Origin of the sequence: Capsulimonas corticalis (assembly GCF_003574315.2) — a bacterium.
GTDB classification, from domain to species: domain Bacteria; phylum Armatimonadota; class Armatimonadia; order Armatimonadales; family Capsulimonadaceae; genus Capsulimonas; species Capsulimonas corticalis.
The window spans coordinates 4,133,361-4,150,473 of record NZ_AP025739.1 but is presented as its reverse complement, the minus strand read 5'-3'; the positions used below and the strand labels follow the sequence as shown (position 1 = coordinate 4,150,473).

The window sequence follows — 17,113 nt, the reverse complement described above, 5'->3', positions numbered from 1 at the left end:
GAACACTCGCGGGCGCACATTCCGGCGGCGCCGGCGACCACGACGAAGGCGTGATCCGATATTACTAACGGCCTCGCAGCTTGTTCAGCTTGACCTGGAAGTCGTCGACGTTGTCCTTCTTGATCGCCTGGGTCGGGATGAAGATCTGCTTGCCGGCGGGGATGCCGTCCTTCTTGCCCGCGACCAGATCGTTCAGGAGCTTGACGCCCTGGTAGCCGAACTGGTACGGCTGCTGGACGACGGTGGCGTAGATCGAGCCGTCCTTGACGCCCGCGAGCGTCTCATCCTCTTCGTCGAAGCAGACGATCTTGACCTGTCCGACCTTATGCGCGTCCTTGACGGCGTTCAGGATGGCGGGGCCATTGTAGCTCCACAGGCCGACCAGACACGCGAGGTCCGGGGTCTTGACCAGGGCGTCGGCGACATTCGATTTCGCCTTCGCATGGTCGGCGTCGTCGGTGCGGACGTCCACGACCGTGATGTTCGAGCCTTTCAGAGCGTCGCGGATACCGGTCTCGCGGTCCTTGGCGTTCTGCGCATCGCGCGCGCCGACGAACATCATAATCTTGCCGCCCTGCGGGATGGCTTCCTTGATCAGACCGCCCGCCATCAGGCCGGCGGCGTGGTTGTCGGTGCCGATGTAGCAGACGCGATCGCTGGTGGCGGCGTCGCTGTCCTGGGTGATCAGGATGGTCTTCTTGGCGACATCATTGAGCATCTGGATCTGGTTATTCGGGTCGACCGGGCTGATCGCGATGCCCTTGACACCCTTGGCCAGCAGGTCGTCGACATCGCTCTTCTGCGTGGCGGCGGTGCCGTCCGCAGGCATTACGAACTGTACATTGACGTTTGGCAGCTCTTTGGAAGCCGCGTCAACACCCTTGTGCGCGATAGTCCAATAGTCGGAAGCGTTGTTGGTGACGAACGCCAGCGGAACAGCTCCGCCGCTGGGCGTCGCCGACGGCGCAGTCGGCGCGCCGGGCGCGGGCGGCGACGCAGTTTCGTTCCCCTTATTACAACCGGCGAGCATCGCAATTGCGATCGATCCTGCGAGCACCATTGAGGTGTGCTTTTTGTCCCAAACCATAGTTTTCGATCGGCTCCTGATGTGAATTAGTCGCAAATATGATATTGGCGACTGAGGCTAACAGCAAATATATCTTTGCGAGACAAGACTGTCTCTCGTAATCAGGCTAACGGGATAGATACCATAAGGCGCGAGCCGCCTGCCAATTATAGAAGCTCCGGATTGTCCTGTCAATAGAACATTGAAAATTCGTATGGAAACTTTTGATCGCTTTACGCTCATGAGAAAGACGGGTTCTAGAAGGCAAAGATCGTCTTGAGACTCGGGAGCGGGCGCTCCTCGCCTCACGCGGCGCGAGCGCGGCGGCCAAACTGGCCCGCGTCGAACGTTAAAGGAAAATTTGGTGCGCCGGGAGGGATTCGAACCCCCGGCCCTCAGTTCCGAAGACTGATGCTCTATCCACTGAGCTACCGGCGCACAAAACGGCTATTAGTTACGAGCCGGCTAATTATAGCATACCGAACATGCGATGTCAAACTTTTCAGACACTAAATTGAAATGTTAAACGTTTCACTACCTCCATGGCGCGGGACATGCGACTGAAGCCAGGCGCGGTCCTGCGTGAAGATGGGCGGCGTCACAATCTCCCAGACATTTCGCTCCACGCCGAGCGCCACATGCTCCTCTCCAGTACGTTTGTCGGTGTAGACGACATCCTCTTTGACACGGTTGTTGACGACGCATCGTCCGCGCTTAAAACCGCCGGGCATATCGTTCCAATTGATCCCTTTGTGCTTCCACAGCAGCTCCTGGAGCTCATCCGATGTCCTTCCTTGCAGCAGATCATGGTCGAAATTTGCGTGCGCGGTCATCGAGATGGAGTTACGAGTAGCGTCCTGCCCGCGCCAGACGAAGTAGTTCTCCACCTCCACGGGATCGGGGATCGTGAATGCGCGGCTGTCGAAGTAGGCAATCGGAGCGCCGGCCAGCGGATCGTCGCCGCCGGCGGACGCCAGACGGCGCCAGCGCGCGGCGTTGAAATGCGCGGCGGCCATGGATGCGGAGATCGACGCGAGCTTCTGCACGTTGCCGTCAAACCAAGCCTGCGTCTGTAATTGCCCAAAATCCGTGAGAAGAACGCTGATCTCATCGGACTGCACATAGGCAAATTGTGCGCCTTCGATTCCCTTACAAAGCGCCAGCGCCGTCTGGTCCATATCCTCCATCAGACGCGTGTCGAAGGGCCGCTCACAGTCGCGCGTATAAGTGTGAAAGCTCTTGCCGTCCACGCGAAGAATGGTGTATGTCCGGCGCGGCAGATAAACCCGCGTTCGGTTTTCGTAGTAGCCCTTCATGCGGTCGCCCAGCGAATCTTTGCTCATGATTTGTCCTTAAAAAACGCCCTCGATACAAAATCAGCCCCGCAGACCATTCTGCGGGGCTGAGAGGGATTACGGCGGCTTATTCGCCGGCGCGGGCGCTCTCGCGCAGAAGTCCGTATTCGATGCTGTCCACCAGTGCGTGCCAGCTGGCGTCGATAATATTGGTCGAGACGCCGATCGTGCTCCAGGTGTCCGAGGAGTCGGCGCTATCCACGATCGCGCGGACCTTGGCGGCGGCGCCTTCTTTGGCGTTGACCACGCGGACTTTGAAATCGGTCAGGCGAATATCGGCCAGGTCGGGATAGTGCTCGGCGAGCGCTTTGCGTAGCGCGCTGTCCAAGGCGTTCACGGGACCGTCGCCTTCCGCAACAGTCAGCACTTCCTGGTCGTTCACGCGCAGCTTGACGGTCGCTTCGGTGATCGCTTCCTTGTCGCCGCCGCGCCGCTCCACGATCACCCGGTATCCCGTCAGTTCGAACAGCGAGCGATAATTGCCCGTCGCCTTCTTCACCAGCAGTTCAAAGCTGGCCTCGGCGCCTTCGAACGAGTAGCCCTCGTGCTCCAGGCGCGCGACTTGCTTCAGGATCTCTTTCGTCTCGGGACTGTCCTTGCGCAGATCGGAATTGTCGCGCTGGACTTTCTCCAGAATGGTTGAGGCGCCGCTGTGCTCGCTGACTAAGATACGCCGCTCGTTGCCGACCAATATCGGATCGATGTGCTCGTAGGTCTCCGAATTCTTGCGCATGGCGTCCACGTGCAGACCCGCTTTATGCGCGAAGGCGCTGCGTCCGACATACGCCGCCCAGGTTTTGGGCGGAACGTTCGCGATCTCGTCGATAAAGTTGGACAGCTCGGCGAGCTCCTTCATGCGCGGCATGCAGGAAAGCGTATAGCCCAGCTTCAAGCCCAGGCTCGGGACGATGCTGGTGAGGTTCGCGTTGCCCGTCCGCTCCCCCAGCCCATTGATCGTTCCCTGCACTTGGATTGCGCCGACTTCAATCGCCGCAAGGCTGTTCGCCACACCGCACTCGGCGTCATTATGCGTATGGATGGCGAATTTGCCGTATGGAAAGCGCGCGCCGATCTCGGAAACGATCTTGGAGATTTCATTGGGCAGCGTGCCGCCGTTGGTGTCGCAGAGCGCGACCACATCGCAGCCGGCGTCCAGCGCCGCCGCGACGCACTTCGATGTATACTCGGGATTGCGCTTATAGCCGTCGAAGAAGTGTTCGGCGTCGTAGATGACTTCCTTGCCCTTGGACTTCAGATAGCGCGTCGTGTCCGCGATCATCTCCAGATTGGTTTCGAGGGGGATGCGCAGCGCTTCCGTGACATGGAAATCCCAGCTCTTGCCGACAAACGTGATGACCGGAGTTTGCGCGTCCAAAAGCTGCTGGAGCATCGGGTCGGTCTCCGCCGTCGTGGTTGGACGGCGCGTGCTGCCGAAGGCTGCGAGCTTGGCGTGCTTCAGGGGGATCGACTTCATGCGGTCGAAGAACTCGATGTCCTTGGGATTGCTCCCCGGCCATCCGCCTTCGATGTAGTCCACGCCAAACGCGTCCAGCCGCTTCGCGATCTTGACTTTGTCTTCGACGCTAAACGAGATGCCTTCGCCCTGCGAACCGTCGCGCAGGGTCGTATCATAAATGTCGATCTTTCGAGAGGAGGAGTTTGCCGTCATTGGATCTTCCTTATTCGGGTGTAAAACAAAAAATGCGCGCCGCCACAAGCCGATATCCCGGCCGGGGAGGCGCGCGCAGCGTGTCACCCGGCCGGGCAGATAATCATGATGCCCGCGGAAATCGCGATCCCAATAACAAGGTGTGTCGTGTGTGTCATGTCCATACTAAATCGCCGTCTCGCCTTCTTCGCCGGTGCGGATCCGGATCGCGCGCTCCACGGGATAAACGAAGATCTTCCCATCCCCGATCTCCCCTGTCTGCGCCGCCTCCTCAATCGCCGCGACGACGGCTTCCGCCACATCGTCGCTCACCACCAGCTCCAGCTTGATCTTAGGCAGTAAGTTTACCACATAGGTGTTGCCGCGATACTTCTCCGTATGCCCGCGCTGGTGTCCATAGCCGCGCACATCCGAGACAGTCATGCCGACCACCCCGATATCCTCCAGCGCTTCCTTCACCTGATCCAGCTTCATCGGCCGGATAATGGCTTCGACTTTTTGCATACGGTTTGTCCTCGCCGACAACCAATACGTACCGGCCATAAATGGCCGGTACGAAGAAGAAAGCTACAGCGCCGCGACGACCAAATCACCCATCTCGGTACAAGTAACAATCTTCGTGTCCGGCGTCTCGGCGATGTCGCCAGTGCGGTGGCCGGCGTTGAGGACGATCTCGACGGCTTTCTCGATTTGCAGCGCGGCGGCTTCGGCGCCAAGGGAGTAGCGGAGCAGAAGGGCGGCGCTGAGGATCGTGGCGAGGGGGTTGGCTTTTCCGGTGCCGGCGATGTCGGGGGCGCTGCCGTGGCTGGGTTCGTAGAGGCCGAAGGTTCCCTGGCCGAGGGAGGCGGAGGGAAGCATGCCGAGGGAGCCGGTGAGCTGGGCGGCTTCGTCGCTCAGGATGTCGCCGAAGAGGTTCTCGGTCACGATGACGTCGAAGGACTGCGGGCGGCGGACGAGGTCCATAGCGGTGGCGTCGACGAGCTGGTGCGAGAGTTCGACGTCGGGATACTCAGCGGCGACTTTGGTGGCCGTGTCGCGCCAGAGGCGAGAGGTTTCCAGGACGTTGGCTTTATCGACGCTGACGACGCGCTTGTTTGGTCGTTTTTGCGCGGCTTTGAACGCGACGTGCAGAATCCGGGTGATCTCTTCGCGGCTGTAAAGGCAGGTGTCGATGGCGTTGTCGCCTTCCCAGCTCTTGGGCTGGCCGAAGTAGAGGCCGCCGGTCAGTTCGCGAACGACCAGAATGTCGAAGCCGCCTTCCACCAGATCCGCGCGCAGCGGGCAGGCCGAAGAGAGGGCCGAGTACAGGATGCAGGGGCGCAGGTTGGCGTACAGGCCCAGCTTCTTGCGCAGGGGCAGCAGGGCGCCGCGCTCGGGACGCATGTTCGGGTCCGGGATCACATCGTACTTCGGACCGCCGACGGCGCCGAAGAAGATGGCGTCGGAGTTCTGCACCAGCTCCAGCGTCTCCGGCGGCAGCGGGTGGCCGGTGGCGTCGTAGGCGGCGCCGCCCACAAGCGCCTCAGTGAACTCCAGGTCCTGGCCATGCTGCGGCGCAACGGCTTTCAGGACCTTCAGACCTTCGGCAATGATCTCCGGGCCGATCCCGTCGCCCGCCAAAACTGCTATCTTCGCCATATCTATCGTTTCCTTGAGTGGTTAAATTTCGGTTCGAAGCGTTTTCAAAAATTCGCCGAAGCCCATCTTGCGCCAGAACGCCTGCGACGCCGGGTTGGCGCGCACGACCTGCACTTCGATGCTGTGCACGCCGTTCTCATGAAACCAAAGACGCAGGCGCTCATACAAACGCCGGCCGAGGCCAAGTCCGCGCGCGTCCGGCCGGACGCAAAGGTCGGCGACGTAGCCGCATTCGCCGGCGGCGAGCGTTGGGCGCTGGACGATCTGTCCGAAGGTGTAGCCGACGATCTCGCCGTCGCGCAGCGCCACGAAGATCCCCAGGGCGCCGTTCATCTGCGCCTTGAGATACTCACGAAACCAGTCTTCCGCGCCGTCGCCGGGCGTTAGATAAGGGTCGTGCAGCGCATTGGTTTCCTGAAGCATGCGCCAGAGCGAGACGATCGTCGGGATATCGTCCACGACCGCCGACCGGATGATCGTCTCGCGAATCAATTACACATGCTCCAGAATGCGCTCTTCCTGTTTGCGGCCCGAAACGCGCGCGATCTGCTTGTTCAGCGCCTGAAGGTACGCCTTGGTCGAAGCGACAAAGATGTCCGTGTGCGCCGAATGTCCCGTATAGATCATGTCGCCTTCGGCCTTGATCCGAATGGTCACATCGGCCATCGCGTCAATGCCCTCGGTAACGCTCTGAACGGTGTACTCGATCAGATCGTTCGGCACCTGGACGATGCGATTGATGGCGCGATAGATGGCGTCGACGGGACCGTTGCCGGTATCGGCGTCGAGCAGGATCGCCTTTTCGGCGTTGCGCAGCTTGACGGTCGCCGTGGGAATCGCGTGATCGCCGCAGGAGACCTGGACCTGCACCAGCTCGAACGCCTGCGGCGCGGTGGAGGTCTCGTCGGACACGATCGCGTCCAAATCTTCGTCGTAAACGACCTTTTTGCTGTCCGCAACGTTCAGGAAGCGGGCGTATACACGCTCGAAATCAGTGTCATTCGGGAACTCATGCCCCAGTTTCGACAGGCGGTCGCGCAGCGCGTGGCGGCCAGAGCGCGCCGAAAGGATAATCTTGCTTTCGCTGATGCCAACGGTGGCCGGATCGATAATCTCATAGGTGTCGCGCTGCTTGAGAATGCCGTCCTGGTGGATGCCCGACGAGTGCGCGAAGGCGTTCGCCCCGACAATCGCCTTGTTGGGCTGGACCAGGATCCCCGTCAGCGTCGAGACCAGACGCGACGTCTTATAGATCTCCGTCGTCACAATGTTCGACTGGACCTGATAAATATCGCGGCGCGTATGCAGCGCCATCACGACTTCTTCCAGCGACGTGTTGCCCGCGCGCTCTCCGATGCCGTTGATGGTGCACTCCACCTGCCGCGCGCCCGCCTTCACCGCCGCCAGGGAATTGGCGGTCGCCATCCCCAGGTCGTTGTGGCAGTGCGCCGAGAGAATAATATTCTCTGACCCAGGAACGTGGTTCAGGACGCCCGCGAACAGCGCGCCGTACTCTTCGGGCGACATATAGCCCGTGGTGTCTGGAATATTGATGACCGTGGCGCCGGCCTTGATCACGGCTTCGATGACGCGATACAAGTACTCTTTATCGGCGCGGCCGCTGTCTTCCGTAAAATATTCAATATCTTCACAGCCGAGAGACTTGGCGTACTTGACGGCGTTGACGCCGATCTCCATCGCCTGCTCGCGCGTCTTCTTCAGCTTGTGCTGCAAATGGTTGTCGCTGACGCCCAGTCCCGTATGGATGCGCGGCCGCTTGGCGCCCTTCAAAGCGTCCCAGGCCACATCGATATCCTTAGGCACCGCGCGCGTCAGACCGCAAATCGTAATCCGATCGCTCACCGTCGCCGCGACGCGACGAACAGCCTCGAAATCGCCGGGGCTGGAAATCGGGAAGCCGGCCTCGATGATGTCCACACCGAGCCGTTCGAGCTGGCGGGCGATCTCCACCTTCTCGTCAATATTGAGCGATGCGCCCGGCGACTGCTCGCCGTCCCGCAGCGTCGTATCAAAAATTTGGACTTGGTTGTTCGACATCGAATGTTGCCTCCGAAAAATTCGCCCCATCCCCCCGCGCTAGCCAGAACGGCCGGCGGTTGAAACCGCGCCTAGAAGAGCGCCAAAACCTGCCTGCGCAGGTTAAATGCCTCAATCCGAGTGTCTTGACTACCGAAAATTGGCATTGAGTCCACGGAGGTGGACTTTGGCGCACTTCTAGGCGCGGTTTTAACCGCCGGCCGTTCTTATGCAGAACGACCGGCGTAAGGATAGCTCTTGGGGCCGCTCCCCTACTCCGTCGCTTCGACGACGTCCGTCTTCTTGACCCAGGACATCAGGCCGCGCAGCTGCTTGCCAACGGCTTCCAGCTGGGACTCTTGATCGATCGCCGCGAGCGCGTTGAACGATGGGCGGTTGGCCTTGTTCTCCAGGATCCATTCCTTGGCGAACTGTCCGGTCTGGATCTCCTTGAGGATCTGGACCATCTCGGCCTTGGTGGCGTCGGTGACGATGCGCGGGCCGCGGGTCATATCGCCGTACTGGGCGGTGTCCGAGATCGAGTAGCGCATGCCGGCGATGCCCGCTTCGTACAGCAGGTCGACGATCAGCTTCAGCTCGTGCAGACACTCGAAGTAAGCGATCTCCGGCTGGTAGCCGGCGTTCACCAGGGTCTCGAAGCCGGCTTTGACCAGCGCGGTCGCGCCGCCGCAAAGGACAGCCTGCTCACCGAAAAGGTCGGTTTCAGTTTCTTCGCGGAAGGTAGTCTCCAAGACGCCGCCGCGCGTGCCGCCGATGCCCTTCGCCCAGGCCAGAGCCAGAGCGCGAGCGTTGCCCGTTGCGTCCTGGTGGACGGCGATCAGCGCCGGAACGCCCTTGCCTTCCTGGTAGGTGCGGCGCACGAGGTGACCGGGGCCTTTCGGGGCGACCATGAAGACGTCCACACCCTTCGGCGCCTTGATCTGGCCGAAGTGGATGTTGAAGCCATGGCCGAAGACGAGCGCGTTGCCCTCTTCGACATACGGCGCGATGCTCTCGCGGTAAACATCGCCCTGGTACTCATCGTTGATGAGGATCATGATGATGTCGGCTTCCTTCGCGGCTTCGGCGACTGTCTTCACCGACAGGCCGGCCTCGGTCGCCTTCGCCCAGGACTTGGAGCCCTCGCGAAGTCCGACGCGCACGTCGAATCCGCTGTCTTTGAGGTTCAGCGAATGCGCGTGGCCCTGGGAGCCGTAGCCGATGACGGCGATCTTCTTGCCGTTCAAGAGTGTCGAGTCGGCGTCGTTCTCGTAATAAACCTTTGCGGCCATGTTATGATATTCTCCTAGTGAAATTCGTCAAACGTCCGAAAAACTTGCGAAATTATGGGTTGGAGTCCGTTCGTCGACGTCCAAACCAGGCGGCGGCGAAACCCGCCGCCGCGCCGACAGCGATAAAGAGCGCGAGATTGGTCACGAGGTTTTTGACCGTATCCAGCCCCAATCGATCCGTGATGGCGTTGTACACCGTCCAGAGCGCGTAGTTTCCAGCGCCGATCAAGAGACCGACAAGAGCGCCGCGCCCGATCTTCTTGACGGCGCCGCCCCACATCACGCCGATCGCCGGCGCGGCGATCAGCAGCGCCAGCATTAGCAGATTCGCCTGATGGATCGTGATCAGCTCTTTCAAGCGGCCTCCCGACTACATCTATTCGGCAATTTCCCCGGGTGGCATGCCGGCGGTTCTGCGCAGGCATGCCACCCAGTGAAAATGGCTGAACGATTTACATACCCCGGACGCCGCGCGCCATCGCGATGCGGCCCGTGCGGACCAGCTCGCGGATGCCATACGGCTCCAGCAGTTTCTCCAGGGCGTCGATCTTGTCGTTGCCGCCCGTCACTTCAATGACGAACGTCTTGTCCGACATATCGATGACACGGCCACGGAAGATCTCCACCAATTGCAGGATCGCCGTGCGGTTGTTGACCTCGGCGTTCACCTTGATCAAGGCCAGCTCGCGGGCGATGATCGGAACGTCGATATAGTCCTGGACCTTGCTGACATCGATCAGCTTGTGCAGCTGCTTGGTGATCTGTTCGACTTCCTGCTCGTCGCCATTGACGACGACCGTCATACGCGAAATCGACGGGTTCTCCGTGATGCTGACCGCGAGGCTTTCGATGTTGTAGCCCCGGCGCGAAAACAGAAGAGCGACGCGCGCGAGGACGCCGGGCTTGTTCTCCACGAGAACGCTGATGGTATGTTGCTGTGTTTGCGTCATGGCTTTTCCGGTCCGCTCTTAATTTTGAGAGGCGGCCGTTCGAGGCGCTACTTTGCGCGCGGAACGGGCACGGTCTCCTTTTCTTCCTGCGTGGCTTGATCGTCCTCGCCCATGTAAGTCTCGCTGGCGATATAGCTGTCCAGCGGAACCATGTCCGGCGGGCGCTGCACGACCATCTGGTGGATGGTGCCGCCGCTCGGGATCATCGGGTAGACGTTCTCTTCCTTGGAGATACGGAAGTCCAGCACGGTCGGCCGGTCGGTGATGCTCATCGCCTCTTCCAGCGCGGCGCGGACGCCCGACGGCTTGAAGCAGCGGATCGCATGCGCGCCGTAAGCTTCGGCGAGCTTGACGAAGTCCGGGGACGCTTCCAGGTCCACCGAGGAGTAGCGGTTCTCATGGAACAGCTCCTGCCACTGGCGCACCATGCCGAGGAACTGGTTGTTCAGGATACAGATCTTGATCGGCAGCTTGTAGATGGTCGCGACCATCAGCTCCTGGATGCACATCTGGATCGAACCGTCGCCCGTCACGCAGAAGACCGGCTTGTCGGGAGCGCCGAACTGCGCGCCGATCGCGGCGGGAAGGCCGAAGCCCATCGTTCCCAGGCCGCCCGAGGTCACGAACTGGCGGGGACGCTCGCACTTGAAGAACTGCGCCGCCCACATCTGGTGCTGGCCGACGTCCGTCACGCAAATCGCGTCATGGTTGCTCACTTCGCCAATCTGCTCGATGACATACTGACCGTGCAGCACGCCGTCGTTGGGGTAGTGCAGCGGGAAGTCCTGCTTCAGCTTGTTGATCTGCGACACCCACTCCGGATGCTGCTTGCCCTTCACGACCTTATTCAGCTCGGTTAAGATCGCCTTGACATCGCCCACGATCGGAACATCGGCCAGTAAGACTTTGCCAATCTCCGCCGGGTCGATATCGATGTGGATGATCTTCGCGTTCGGCACCCACTCGGCGACCTTGCCCGTGACGCGGTCGTCAAAGCGAGCGCCGACGGCAATCAGCAGATCGCATTCGCTGACGGCGTAGTTGGCGTACGCCGTGCCGTGCATGCCCAGCATGCCCAGCGACAAAGGATGAGTCTCGGGGAATGCTCCCAGACCCTTCAGCGTCGTGGTGACCGGCGTATTGATCTTTTCAGCCAGTTCACGCACTTCATTGAAGGCATAGGCGTGGTTGGCGCCGCCGCCAACGTACAGGATCGGCTTTTTGGCCTGGTCGATCAACTCGGCCGCGCGCTTGATCTGCACGGAGTGGCCGCGCGTGGTCGGCTTGTAGGTCGGGATATCGACGGATTCGACGGGCGTGTACTCAAACTCGGCGTCGGACACGTCGCGCGGAATGTCGATCAGAACCGGGCCGGGTCGGCCGGAGCGCGCCACATGGAACGCCTCGGCGACGATCTCTGGCAGTTGGTTGACATCCTTCACCAGCCAGTTGTGCTTGGTGATCGGCATGGTGATGCCGGTGATGTCCGCTTCCTGGAAGGCGTCGGTGCCGATCAGGTTCGAGCGGACCTGTCCGGTGATCGCGACGATCGGGACCGAGTCCATCATCGCGTCGGCCAGCGGGGTGACAAGGTTCGTCGCGCCCGGTCCGGAGGTCGCCAGACAAACGCCGACCTTACCGGTGGCGAGGGCGTATCCTTCGGCCATATGCCCGGCGCCCTGCTCGTGGCGAACGAGGATATGGCGGATGTCCGGGAACTGGTAAATCATATCGTAGATGGGGATGACCGCCCCGCCCGGATATCCAAAGATGGTGTCGACGCCTTCACGCTTCAGCGATTCCAGCAGCGCACGACTTCCTTTGACTCTCATGTGGTGTTCCTTTTTTAGACGCTTGGCGGAGACAAACAAAAAAGCCCCCGCCCACTGGTAAGGGACGAGAGGCTTTTAATAGCTCACGCGGTACCACCCTCATTCGACGAGATCGCAGACCGTCCTGCCATACACGCCGCACTTGGAACGCTATCACGGGCGACCCCGTGCCATCCTAATCATCTGCGCGAGCGCATATTTTCAAACAGCCTGCTCGGAGGGGAGATTCACTGCGCTTCGCTGCCGTCTCGCACCAAGCGACGGCTCTCTGAAAGCTCCGAGCAGTAACATTGTCCTCGTCAACACATTTCAATTCAGTTGTGGCAGATATTATACCGGGTGAAAATGGGGTTGTCAACCGCGCACGAAAGTTTTTCCTGAGAGTTCTGGCAAAGCAACTCTGGGCTCTGAGGCTGAGTTCTCCCAGGCAAACCCAGCCGCGCTCCTGGGCAAACCCACCCCGGCCCTTCGGGCCACCCCTCCCGCCGACGGGAAGGGTTTGTAGGATTGCCTCGTACGAAAGTCGCCTGCGATAACACGCTCTGAAATCACCCTTCCCGTCGGCGGGAGGGGTGGCCCGAAGGGCCGGGGTGGGTTTGCCCAGAGGCGCGCGAAACGCGGAAATAGGTCTCTACTTCGACGAAGCCACCGTCGTCCCGTTGTATGTCCGCAGGTGGAAGTGGTTCTTCGCGATCTTCGCGGGGTCCAGCTTGCCGGACGAGATGGTGTTGACCGTGAACGTGTTCGGGTCGCCGTCGCTGACGAACTTTTCGGATTTGTTCTTTTCGAGCCAGTCCAGCCAGTACTTCATCGCAAACTTCTCCGTCCCCGGAATGATACGCTGCATGCGATAGGGGTTGAAGTCCTTATCCATGGGCGAACGCACCGGAGCGGCGCCAGCGAGGAGGGCGCAGAGGTTGTGGTACTTCATGCCGTCGCTTTCGCCGCTGATGACGAGCTTCTGGTTCTTGGGGTAAACGCCGAACGGCAGCGCGAGCGTGTTGACGTCATAATTGGGCAGCATCGCCTGAATATTTTTGACGGCGCCGGCGAACTCGGCTTCCACCTTGGTGTCCGGCCAGTGGCGAATGCCCGCGAGGTGGTGGATCGTGTGGTTTCCGATCTCGTACCCTTCCTTCACGAGGTAATCCATCTTGCCCTGAGCGTACTGGGCCTGATAGAAGGCCGGCGGCAGCTTGGGATCGCCGTTGGTCAGGACGAAAAATGTGCCCTTCTGCGGCCAATCGGGGTGGCGCGCATGCATGTCGTCCAGAATGCCGACGGCGCAGTTGGGGTCGATCTTGCCGTCCGGCGTATAGTAGAACTGGCCTTTGAGCGCATCGTCGAATGTCAGGATCACGGGCGACATCCCGGCGGGGCAGTCGATGCGTCCCTGGACATATTCGGATAGGCTGATCGGGCGGTAGTTGTGCGCGTACAGCCACTCCATGTCCTGACGGAACGAGGCGGCCGGGTATTGATAGCCAGATACTTTACTGGAGGCGACCAGATCGTGGTACTCCAAGATCGGGACCATACCGGCTTCGTTCGGCTGCACCTTTGTCAGATCGAGCGGAAGCATCGCCGTTTGCTGAGGCGCGACGGGCTTGGGCGGCGCGGCGACTTTCGCTTCTCTGTGCAGATGAAACGGCATTTTGCAGCCGGAGGCCAGCGAAATCCCTCCAAACAGAACCGCGGCGGCGGCGATCCGGGCGAGGGCGGGGCGATGGAAGCGTTGTGTGGTGTCTAACATGTTTCTCACGCGTGACGAGGTGGATTACGGCGATTATACCCCAGTATCGCCAGAGAAGGGTAAGGAGGAGCCATTTGTCGTGACACTCTGAGGGCCTCGTTTCCGCTGGGGCGCATCCATCGATTGCGCCGCCTGATGAGACCGATAGGCGCTGGGCGTCACCCCGAACACTGCCTTGAACCGGCGCGCAAAATAGTTGGGATCTCGCCACCCGACTCGCGCGCCGATTTCGCCGATGGGATGGTCGGTGGCGACCAAAAGGCTGGCGGCGAGCTCCGCCCGATGCCGAGTCAAATACTGCATCGGCGATCGTCCCGTGGCGGCTTTGAACAACCGTGTTAAGTAGGACGGATTCAGCCGTGTGAGTTCGGCCAGGCGAGTAAGATCCCACTCTTCATCACAGGAATCTTCCATCTGCTGTATTCCCTCGCGCACGGCGGCGTGCAGCCCGCCCTTTCGGTCGCGTTCGTTTGGGTAGACGCACTGTCCTAAGTAGCCCAGCAGTACTAAAAGGCGTCCCGCGCGCACGGTGAACGACTCGTTCAGAAAATGCGACAGCGGGTTCAAATACGCCACGGCGCGCTGTGTTTGCTCCTCAGTCAGCGTGCAATGCAGAACGCCGCGCACTCGCGGCGCGAGCGGCTCCAGCCACAAGAGCCGAGAGACTGCCGGATCGTCCCCCAGCAGCGCAAGGTCGCGCCGCAGAAATTGCGGCGCGCAGCAGCAGTTGTAGACATGCAGATGCTGGCAGTCGAGATATTCATGCCATGCCCCCAGCCGCAGGACAAACAGATCACCGCGCTTCAGCGTCTGGGCGCCATGGATCGAGATATGCGCGCCCGTTCCGCTGGCGACAAGCACAATCTCCAAAAAGTCATGGTCGTGCGCGTAGTTGTTTCCCTCCATGACGGGATCACTCACAAAGAGACGCGCCCCTTCATCGCCAAAAAAATCTTCCTTCGACAGGTGAAACATTCTCACGCCGCGCATCCTCCTATTATAGGGCTCCACGATGGCGATGTCAATTTTGTGCTATCACTGAGGCAAGACTGTCCTCACGGCGCGGAACGGGACAATGGTATGATTGTCCATTCGATCGGAACGAGAGGTTGAGACTCGAGATGTTAAACCGAAGGTCATTTCTGCTGCTGGGGCTGAGCGCCGCGGTCCCCTACTCCTCGTCTTTCGAACGCAATGCTCCACAAACGAATCTCGCTCCGAACGCGATTGATCGACGCGCTCTGATCACGCGTCATAATGTCCGGCGAACACAGCTCAGCACACGCAGTCCGCTGCAAGTCGGCAACGGGAGCTTCGCGTTCGGCGCCGACATTACGGGGCTGCAAACGTTCGTAGGGTTCAACACGATGTCGGATTGGGGCTGGCATACGCAGCCGTTGCCGCCGGGACAAAAGCCTTCGGATTTTCGGGGGACGGTCTGGGAGACGCACGGCCGCCCGACGCGTTATCCCAGCTGGAGCAAGGAGCAGCCGGAACTGGGCGCCTGGATCTACGCCAACCCGACCCGAATCCACCTCGGCAGGATCGGCCTGGTCCTGACGAAAGCCGATGGATCGGAAGCATCGGCGAGCGATCTCACCAACTGCGTCCAGGATCTCGATCTCTGGACCGGAACACTGGACAGCCGGTTTCAATGGGAGGGCCAGCCGGTCCGCGTCGAAACCTCCTGCCATCCCAATCACGATACGATCGCCGTCCGCGTTCATTCGCCGCTGATTGCCGCCGGTCGGCTGGCCGCCTTTCTGCACTTCCCGCGCGACGACGGGCGCGAGTTCGCGGACTATGTCGGCGCATGGGATGGCGACGCCCAGCATCAGTCACAGATCGTCCGCCAGAGCGCGCAGCGCGCCGATCTCGTACACCGCCAGGACGATTCCGAGCATCACGCCGCGCTGTGCTGGGGGCCGACGATGACCTTCCACCCACCCGCCGAGCCGAAGACCGCTCAGGCGCTGACGATTACAAAGGCGGAGTACGGGGCGGGCGAGCATGTGGCCGATGTCACGTTGCTGCTCCAAAACGCGATCCACGACAATCAATTGGCGATGGATGTCACGAACGAAACAATGGGCGGCGACCCGGCGCTCCGCCAGCCGAAAGTCCTGCATGTGACGTATACTCTGGACGGACAAACGCAGCAGACCGAGGTCGGCGAAAACGGGACGCTGAGCATCCCGTCGCGCCCCAGCCGCCATCGCTTTACCCTGACGGCCACGGGCGACACAATGGAGTTCACCTGCTCCTTCACGCCCAGCGCCTCGCCGCAAGCTCCGCCGACGGCGCAGGCGACATTTGCCGCCTCCCAACAGCATTGGCCCGCCTTTTGGAACTCCGGGGGCGCGATCGATCTTTCCCACAGCAAAGATCCACGCTGGAAAGAGCTGGAGCGCCGGATCGTGCTGTCGCAGTATTTGATGGCGGTCAATGAAGCGGGCGATCTGCCGCAGCAGGAAAGCGGCCTGGTCAATGACGGCTGGCATGGCAAGTTCCATATGGAGATGTACTGGTGGCACGCCGCCCACTACGCCCTTTGGGACCGGTGGCGAATCCTTGACCGCAGCCAGGGGATCTACAAACGCTTCCTCCACTCGTCGCAGGCCCGCGCCAAATCCCAGGGAGTGCGCGGCGCGCGCTGGCCGAAGATGACCACGGCGGAGGGACAGGAGTCCGTCCATCCCTGCAACGCCATGCTGATCTGGCAGCAGCCGCACCCGATGTTTTTCGCCGAATTGGATTACCAGGCGCACCCGACCAGGGCGACGCTGGAGAAATGGCGTGAGATCGTGTTCAATACGGCGGAGTTTCTCAGCTCGTTCGCGTTCTGGGACGAGAAGACGAAACGCTATGACCTAGGGCCGCCGATCTATATTGTCTCGGAGAACACCGAGCCGGCAGTCACGCAGAACCCGACCTATGAATTGTCCTACTGGCGATTCGGCCTGCGGATCGCGCAGACCTGGCGCCGACGCCTCGGGCTTCCGCCCGATCCGGAGTGGGAAAGGGTTCGGAATAACCTCGCGCCGCTGCCCGTGGAGGATGGGGTCTACATCCTCCACGAAGGCGTCAAATACATGTGGACGAAGTACAATTTCGAACACCCGGCCCTGATCGGCGTCTACGGCATGCTGCCCGGCGACGGCGTGGATGTCCCAACGGCGATGAAGACACTGGACCGCGTCTCCCAAACCTGGAATCTCGAACGCACCTGGGGCTGGGACTTCCCCATGCTCGCGATGGCCGCCGCCCGCGTGGGCAAGCCATCCCAAGCCGTTGATTTTTTGCTGCATCCATCGAGCGGCTTTCAGTTTGACGACGGCGGATACTGTACCGGAGGGCCATACCCCTATTTCCCCGCCAACGGCGGCCTGCTGTACGCCGTCGCAATGATGGCGGCTGGATGGGGCGGCGCTCCAGCGCATCGTAGTCCGGGCTTCCCACTCGATGGACAATGGGACGTACGGTGGGAAGGCTTGAAGCCGGCTCTGTAAAGTTACGCGCAC

The 17,113-nt window shown here is 60.8% G+C and carries 14 protein-coding genes, 1 tRNA gene and 1 other annotated feature; of the genes, 1 reads left to right on the top strand and 14 read right to left on the bottom strand.

The window, feature by feature from the left end; translation table 11 throughout:
* Nucleotides 1–64: 64 nt before the first annotated feature.
* From D5261_RS17790 to D5261_RS17725, 14 genes are all read right to left on the bottom strand, one after another.
* Nucleotides 65–1,087, bottom strand: coding sequence for a sugar-binding protein (locus tag D5261_RS17790; protein ID WP_119322262.1), 1,023 nt, complete (start codon nucleotides 1,085–1,087; stop codon nucleotides 65–67).
* Nucleotides 1,088–1,428: 341 nt separating this feature from the next.
* Nucleotides 1,429–1,504, bottom strand: a tRNA-Arg gene (locus tag D5261_RS17785).
* 71 nt (nucleotides 1,505–1,575) lie between these two features.
* Nucleotides 1,576–2,409: a tRNA(His) guanylyltransferase Thg1 family protein gene (locus D5261_RS17780; RefSeq protein ID WP_119322263.1), complete on the bottom strand. Its 834-nt coding sequence runs from the start codon at nucleotides 2,407–2,409 to the stop codon at nucleotides 1,576–1,578.
* Nucleotides 2,410–2,488: 79 nt separating this feature from the next.
* Nucleotides 2,489–4,090, bottom strand: coding sequence for a citramalate synthase (gene cimA, locus D5261_RS17775; RefSeq protein WP_119322264.1), 1,602 nt, complete (start codon nucleotides 4,088–4,090; stop codon nucleotides 2,489–2,491).
* 165 nt (nucleotides 4,091–4,255) lie between these two features.
* A complete protein-coding gene (locus D5261_RS17770) occupies nucleotides 4,256–4,594 on the bottom strand; it encodes a P-II family nitrogen regulator (protein ID WP_119322265.1) in 339 nt (112 codons plus the stop codon).
* Nucleotides 4,595–4,657: 63 nt separating this feature from the next.
* Nucleotides 4,658–5,728 carry a 3-isopropylmalate dehydrogenase gene (leuB, locus tag D5261_RS17765; RefSeq protein ID WP_119322266.1) on the bottom strand — a complete coding sequence of 357 codons (1,071 nt, stop codon included), beginning with the start codon at nucleotides 5,726–5,728 and terminating at the stop codon, nucleotides 4,658–4,660.
* 21 nt (nucleotides 5,729–5,749) lie between these two features.
* Nucleotides 5,750–6,220 (bottom strand): GNAT family N-acetyltransferase, encoded by a 471-nt coding sequence (locus D5261_RS17760; RefSeq protein WP_119322267.1) that lies wholly within the window; start codon nucleotides 6,218–6,220, stop codon nucleotides 5,750–5,752.
* Nucleotides 6,221–7,786, bottom strand: coding sequence for a 2-isopropylmalate synthase (locus D5261_RS17755; RefSeq protein WP_119322268.1), 1,566 nt, complete (start codon nucleotides 7,784–7,786; stop codon nucleotides 6,221–6,223). It abuts the gene before it with no gap.
* A 251-nt stretch (nucleotides 7,787–8,037) separates the two neighbouring features.
* Nucleotides 8,038–9,057, bottom strand: a complete 1,020-nt coding sequence (gene ilvC / locus D5261_RS17750; RefSeq protein ID WP_119322269.1) for a ketol-acid reductoisomerase — start codon at nucleotides 9,055–9,057, stop codon at nucleotides 8,038–8,040.
* Nucleotides 9,058–9,109: 52 nt separating this feature from the next.
* Entirely contained in the window at nucleotides 9,110–9,415 is a 306-nt protein-coding gene (locus tag D5261_RS17745; RefSeq protein WP_119322270.1) for a hypothetical protein, read from the bottom strand.
* A 94-nt stretch (nucleotides 9,416–9,509) separates the two neighbouring features.
* Nucleotides 9,510–10,007, bottom strand: coding sequence for an acetolactate synthase small subunit (gene ilvN, locus D5261_RS17740; RefSeq protein WP_119322271.1), 498 nt, complete (start codon nucleotides 10,005–10,007; stop codon nucleotides 9,510–9,512).
* Nucleotides 10,008–10,054: 47 nt separating this feature from the next.
* Nucleotides 10,055–11,839: a biosynthetic-type acetolactate synthase large subunit gene (gene ilvB / locus D5261_RS17735; RefSeq protein WP_119322272.1), complete on the bottom strand. Its 1,785-nt coding sequence runs from the start codon at nucleotides 11,837–11,839 to the stop codon at nucleotides 10,055–10,057.
* A gap of 57 nt (nucleotides 11,840–11,896) precedes the next feature.
* Nucleotides 11,897–12,151 (bottom strand) — a binding site (T-box leader).
* Nucleotides 12,152–12,470: 319 nt separating this feature from the next.
* Nucleotides 12,471–13,592, bottom strand: coding sequence for a polysaccharide deacetylase family protein (locus D5261_RS17730; RefSeq protein ID WP_119322273.1), 1,122 nt, complete (start codon nucleotides 13,590–13,592; stop codon nucleotides 12,471–12,473).
* Nucleotides 13,593–13,625: 33 nt separating this feature from the next.
* On the bottom strand, nucleotides 13,626–14,567 hold the full coding sequence (locus D5261_RS17725; protein WP_245992589.1) for an AraC family transcriptional regulator: 942 nt from the start codon (nucleotides 14,565–14,567) through the stop codon (nucleotides 13,626–13,628).
* A 146-nt stretch (nucleotides 14,568–14,713) separates the two neighbouring features.
* On the opposite strand from D5261_RS17725, the gene D5261_RS17720 reads away from it, so the two are divergent.
* Nucleotides 14,714–17,101 (top strand): DNAJC11 domain-containing protein, encoded by a 2,388-nt coding sequence (locus D5261_RS17720; RefSeq protein WP_119322275.1) that lies wholly within the window; start codon nucleotides 14,714–14,716, stop codon nucleotides 17,099–17,101.
* The last annotated feature ends 12 nt before the right edge of the window (nucleotides 17,102–17,113 follow it).

Coding starts and splice junctions, on each gene's coding strand:
- D5261_RS17755 (WP_119322268.1), bottom strand. CDS start 7,786: ATGTCGAACAACCAAGTCCAAATTTTTGATACGACGCTGCGGGACGGC.
- cimA (WP_119322264.1), bottom strand. CDS start 4,090: ATGACGGCAAACTCCTCCTCTCGAAAGATCGACATTTATGATACGACC.
- D5261_RS17790 (WP_119322262.1), bottom strand. CDS start 1,087: ATGGTTTGGGACAAAAAGCACACCTCAATGGTGCTCGCAGGATCGATC.
- ilvN (WP_119322271.1), bottom strand. CDS start 10,007: ATGACGCAAACACAGCAACATACCATCAGCGTTCTCGTGGAGAACAAG.
- ilvC (WP_119322269.1), bottom strand. CDS start 9,057: ATGGCCGCAAAGGTTTATTACGAGAACGACGCCGACTCGACACTCTTG.
- D5261_RS17770 (WP_119322265.1), bottom strand. CDS start 4,594: ATGCAAAAAGTCGAAGCCATTATCCGGCCGATGAAGCTGGATCAGGTG.
- D5261_RS17720 (WP_119322275.1), top strand. CDS start 14,714: ATGTTAAACCGAAGGTCATTTCTGCTGCTGGGGCTGAGCGCCGCGGTC.
- D5261_RS17730 (WP_119322273.1), bottom strand. CDS start 13,592: ATGTTAGACACCACACAACGCTTCCATCGCCCCGCCCTCGCCCGGATC.
- D5261_RS17780 (WP_119322263.1), bottom strand. CDS start 2,409: ATGAGCAAAGATTCGCTGGGCGACCGCATGAAGGGCTACTACGAAAAC.
- D5261_RS17725 (WP_245992589.1), bottom strand. CDS start 14,567: ATGTTTCACCTGTCGAAGGAAGATTTTTTTGGCGATGAAGGGGCGCGT.
- leuB (WP_119322266.1), bottom strand. CDS start 5,728: ATGGCGAAGATAGCAGTTTTGGCGGGCGACGGGATCGGCCCGGAGATC.
- ilvB (WP_119322272.1), bottom strand. CDS start 11,839: ATGAGAGTCAAAGGAAGTCGTGCGCTGCTGGAATCGCTGAAGCGTGAA.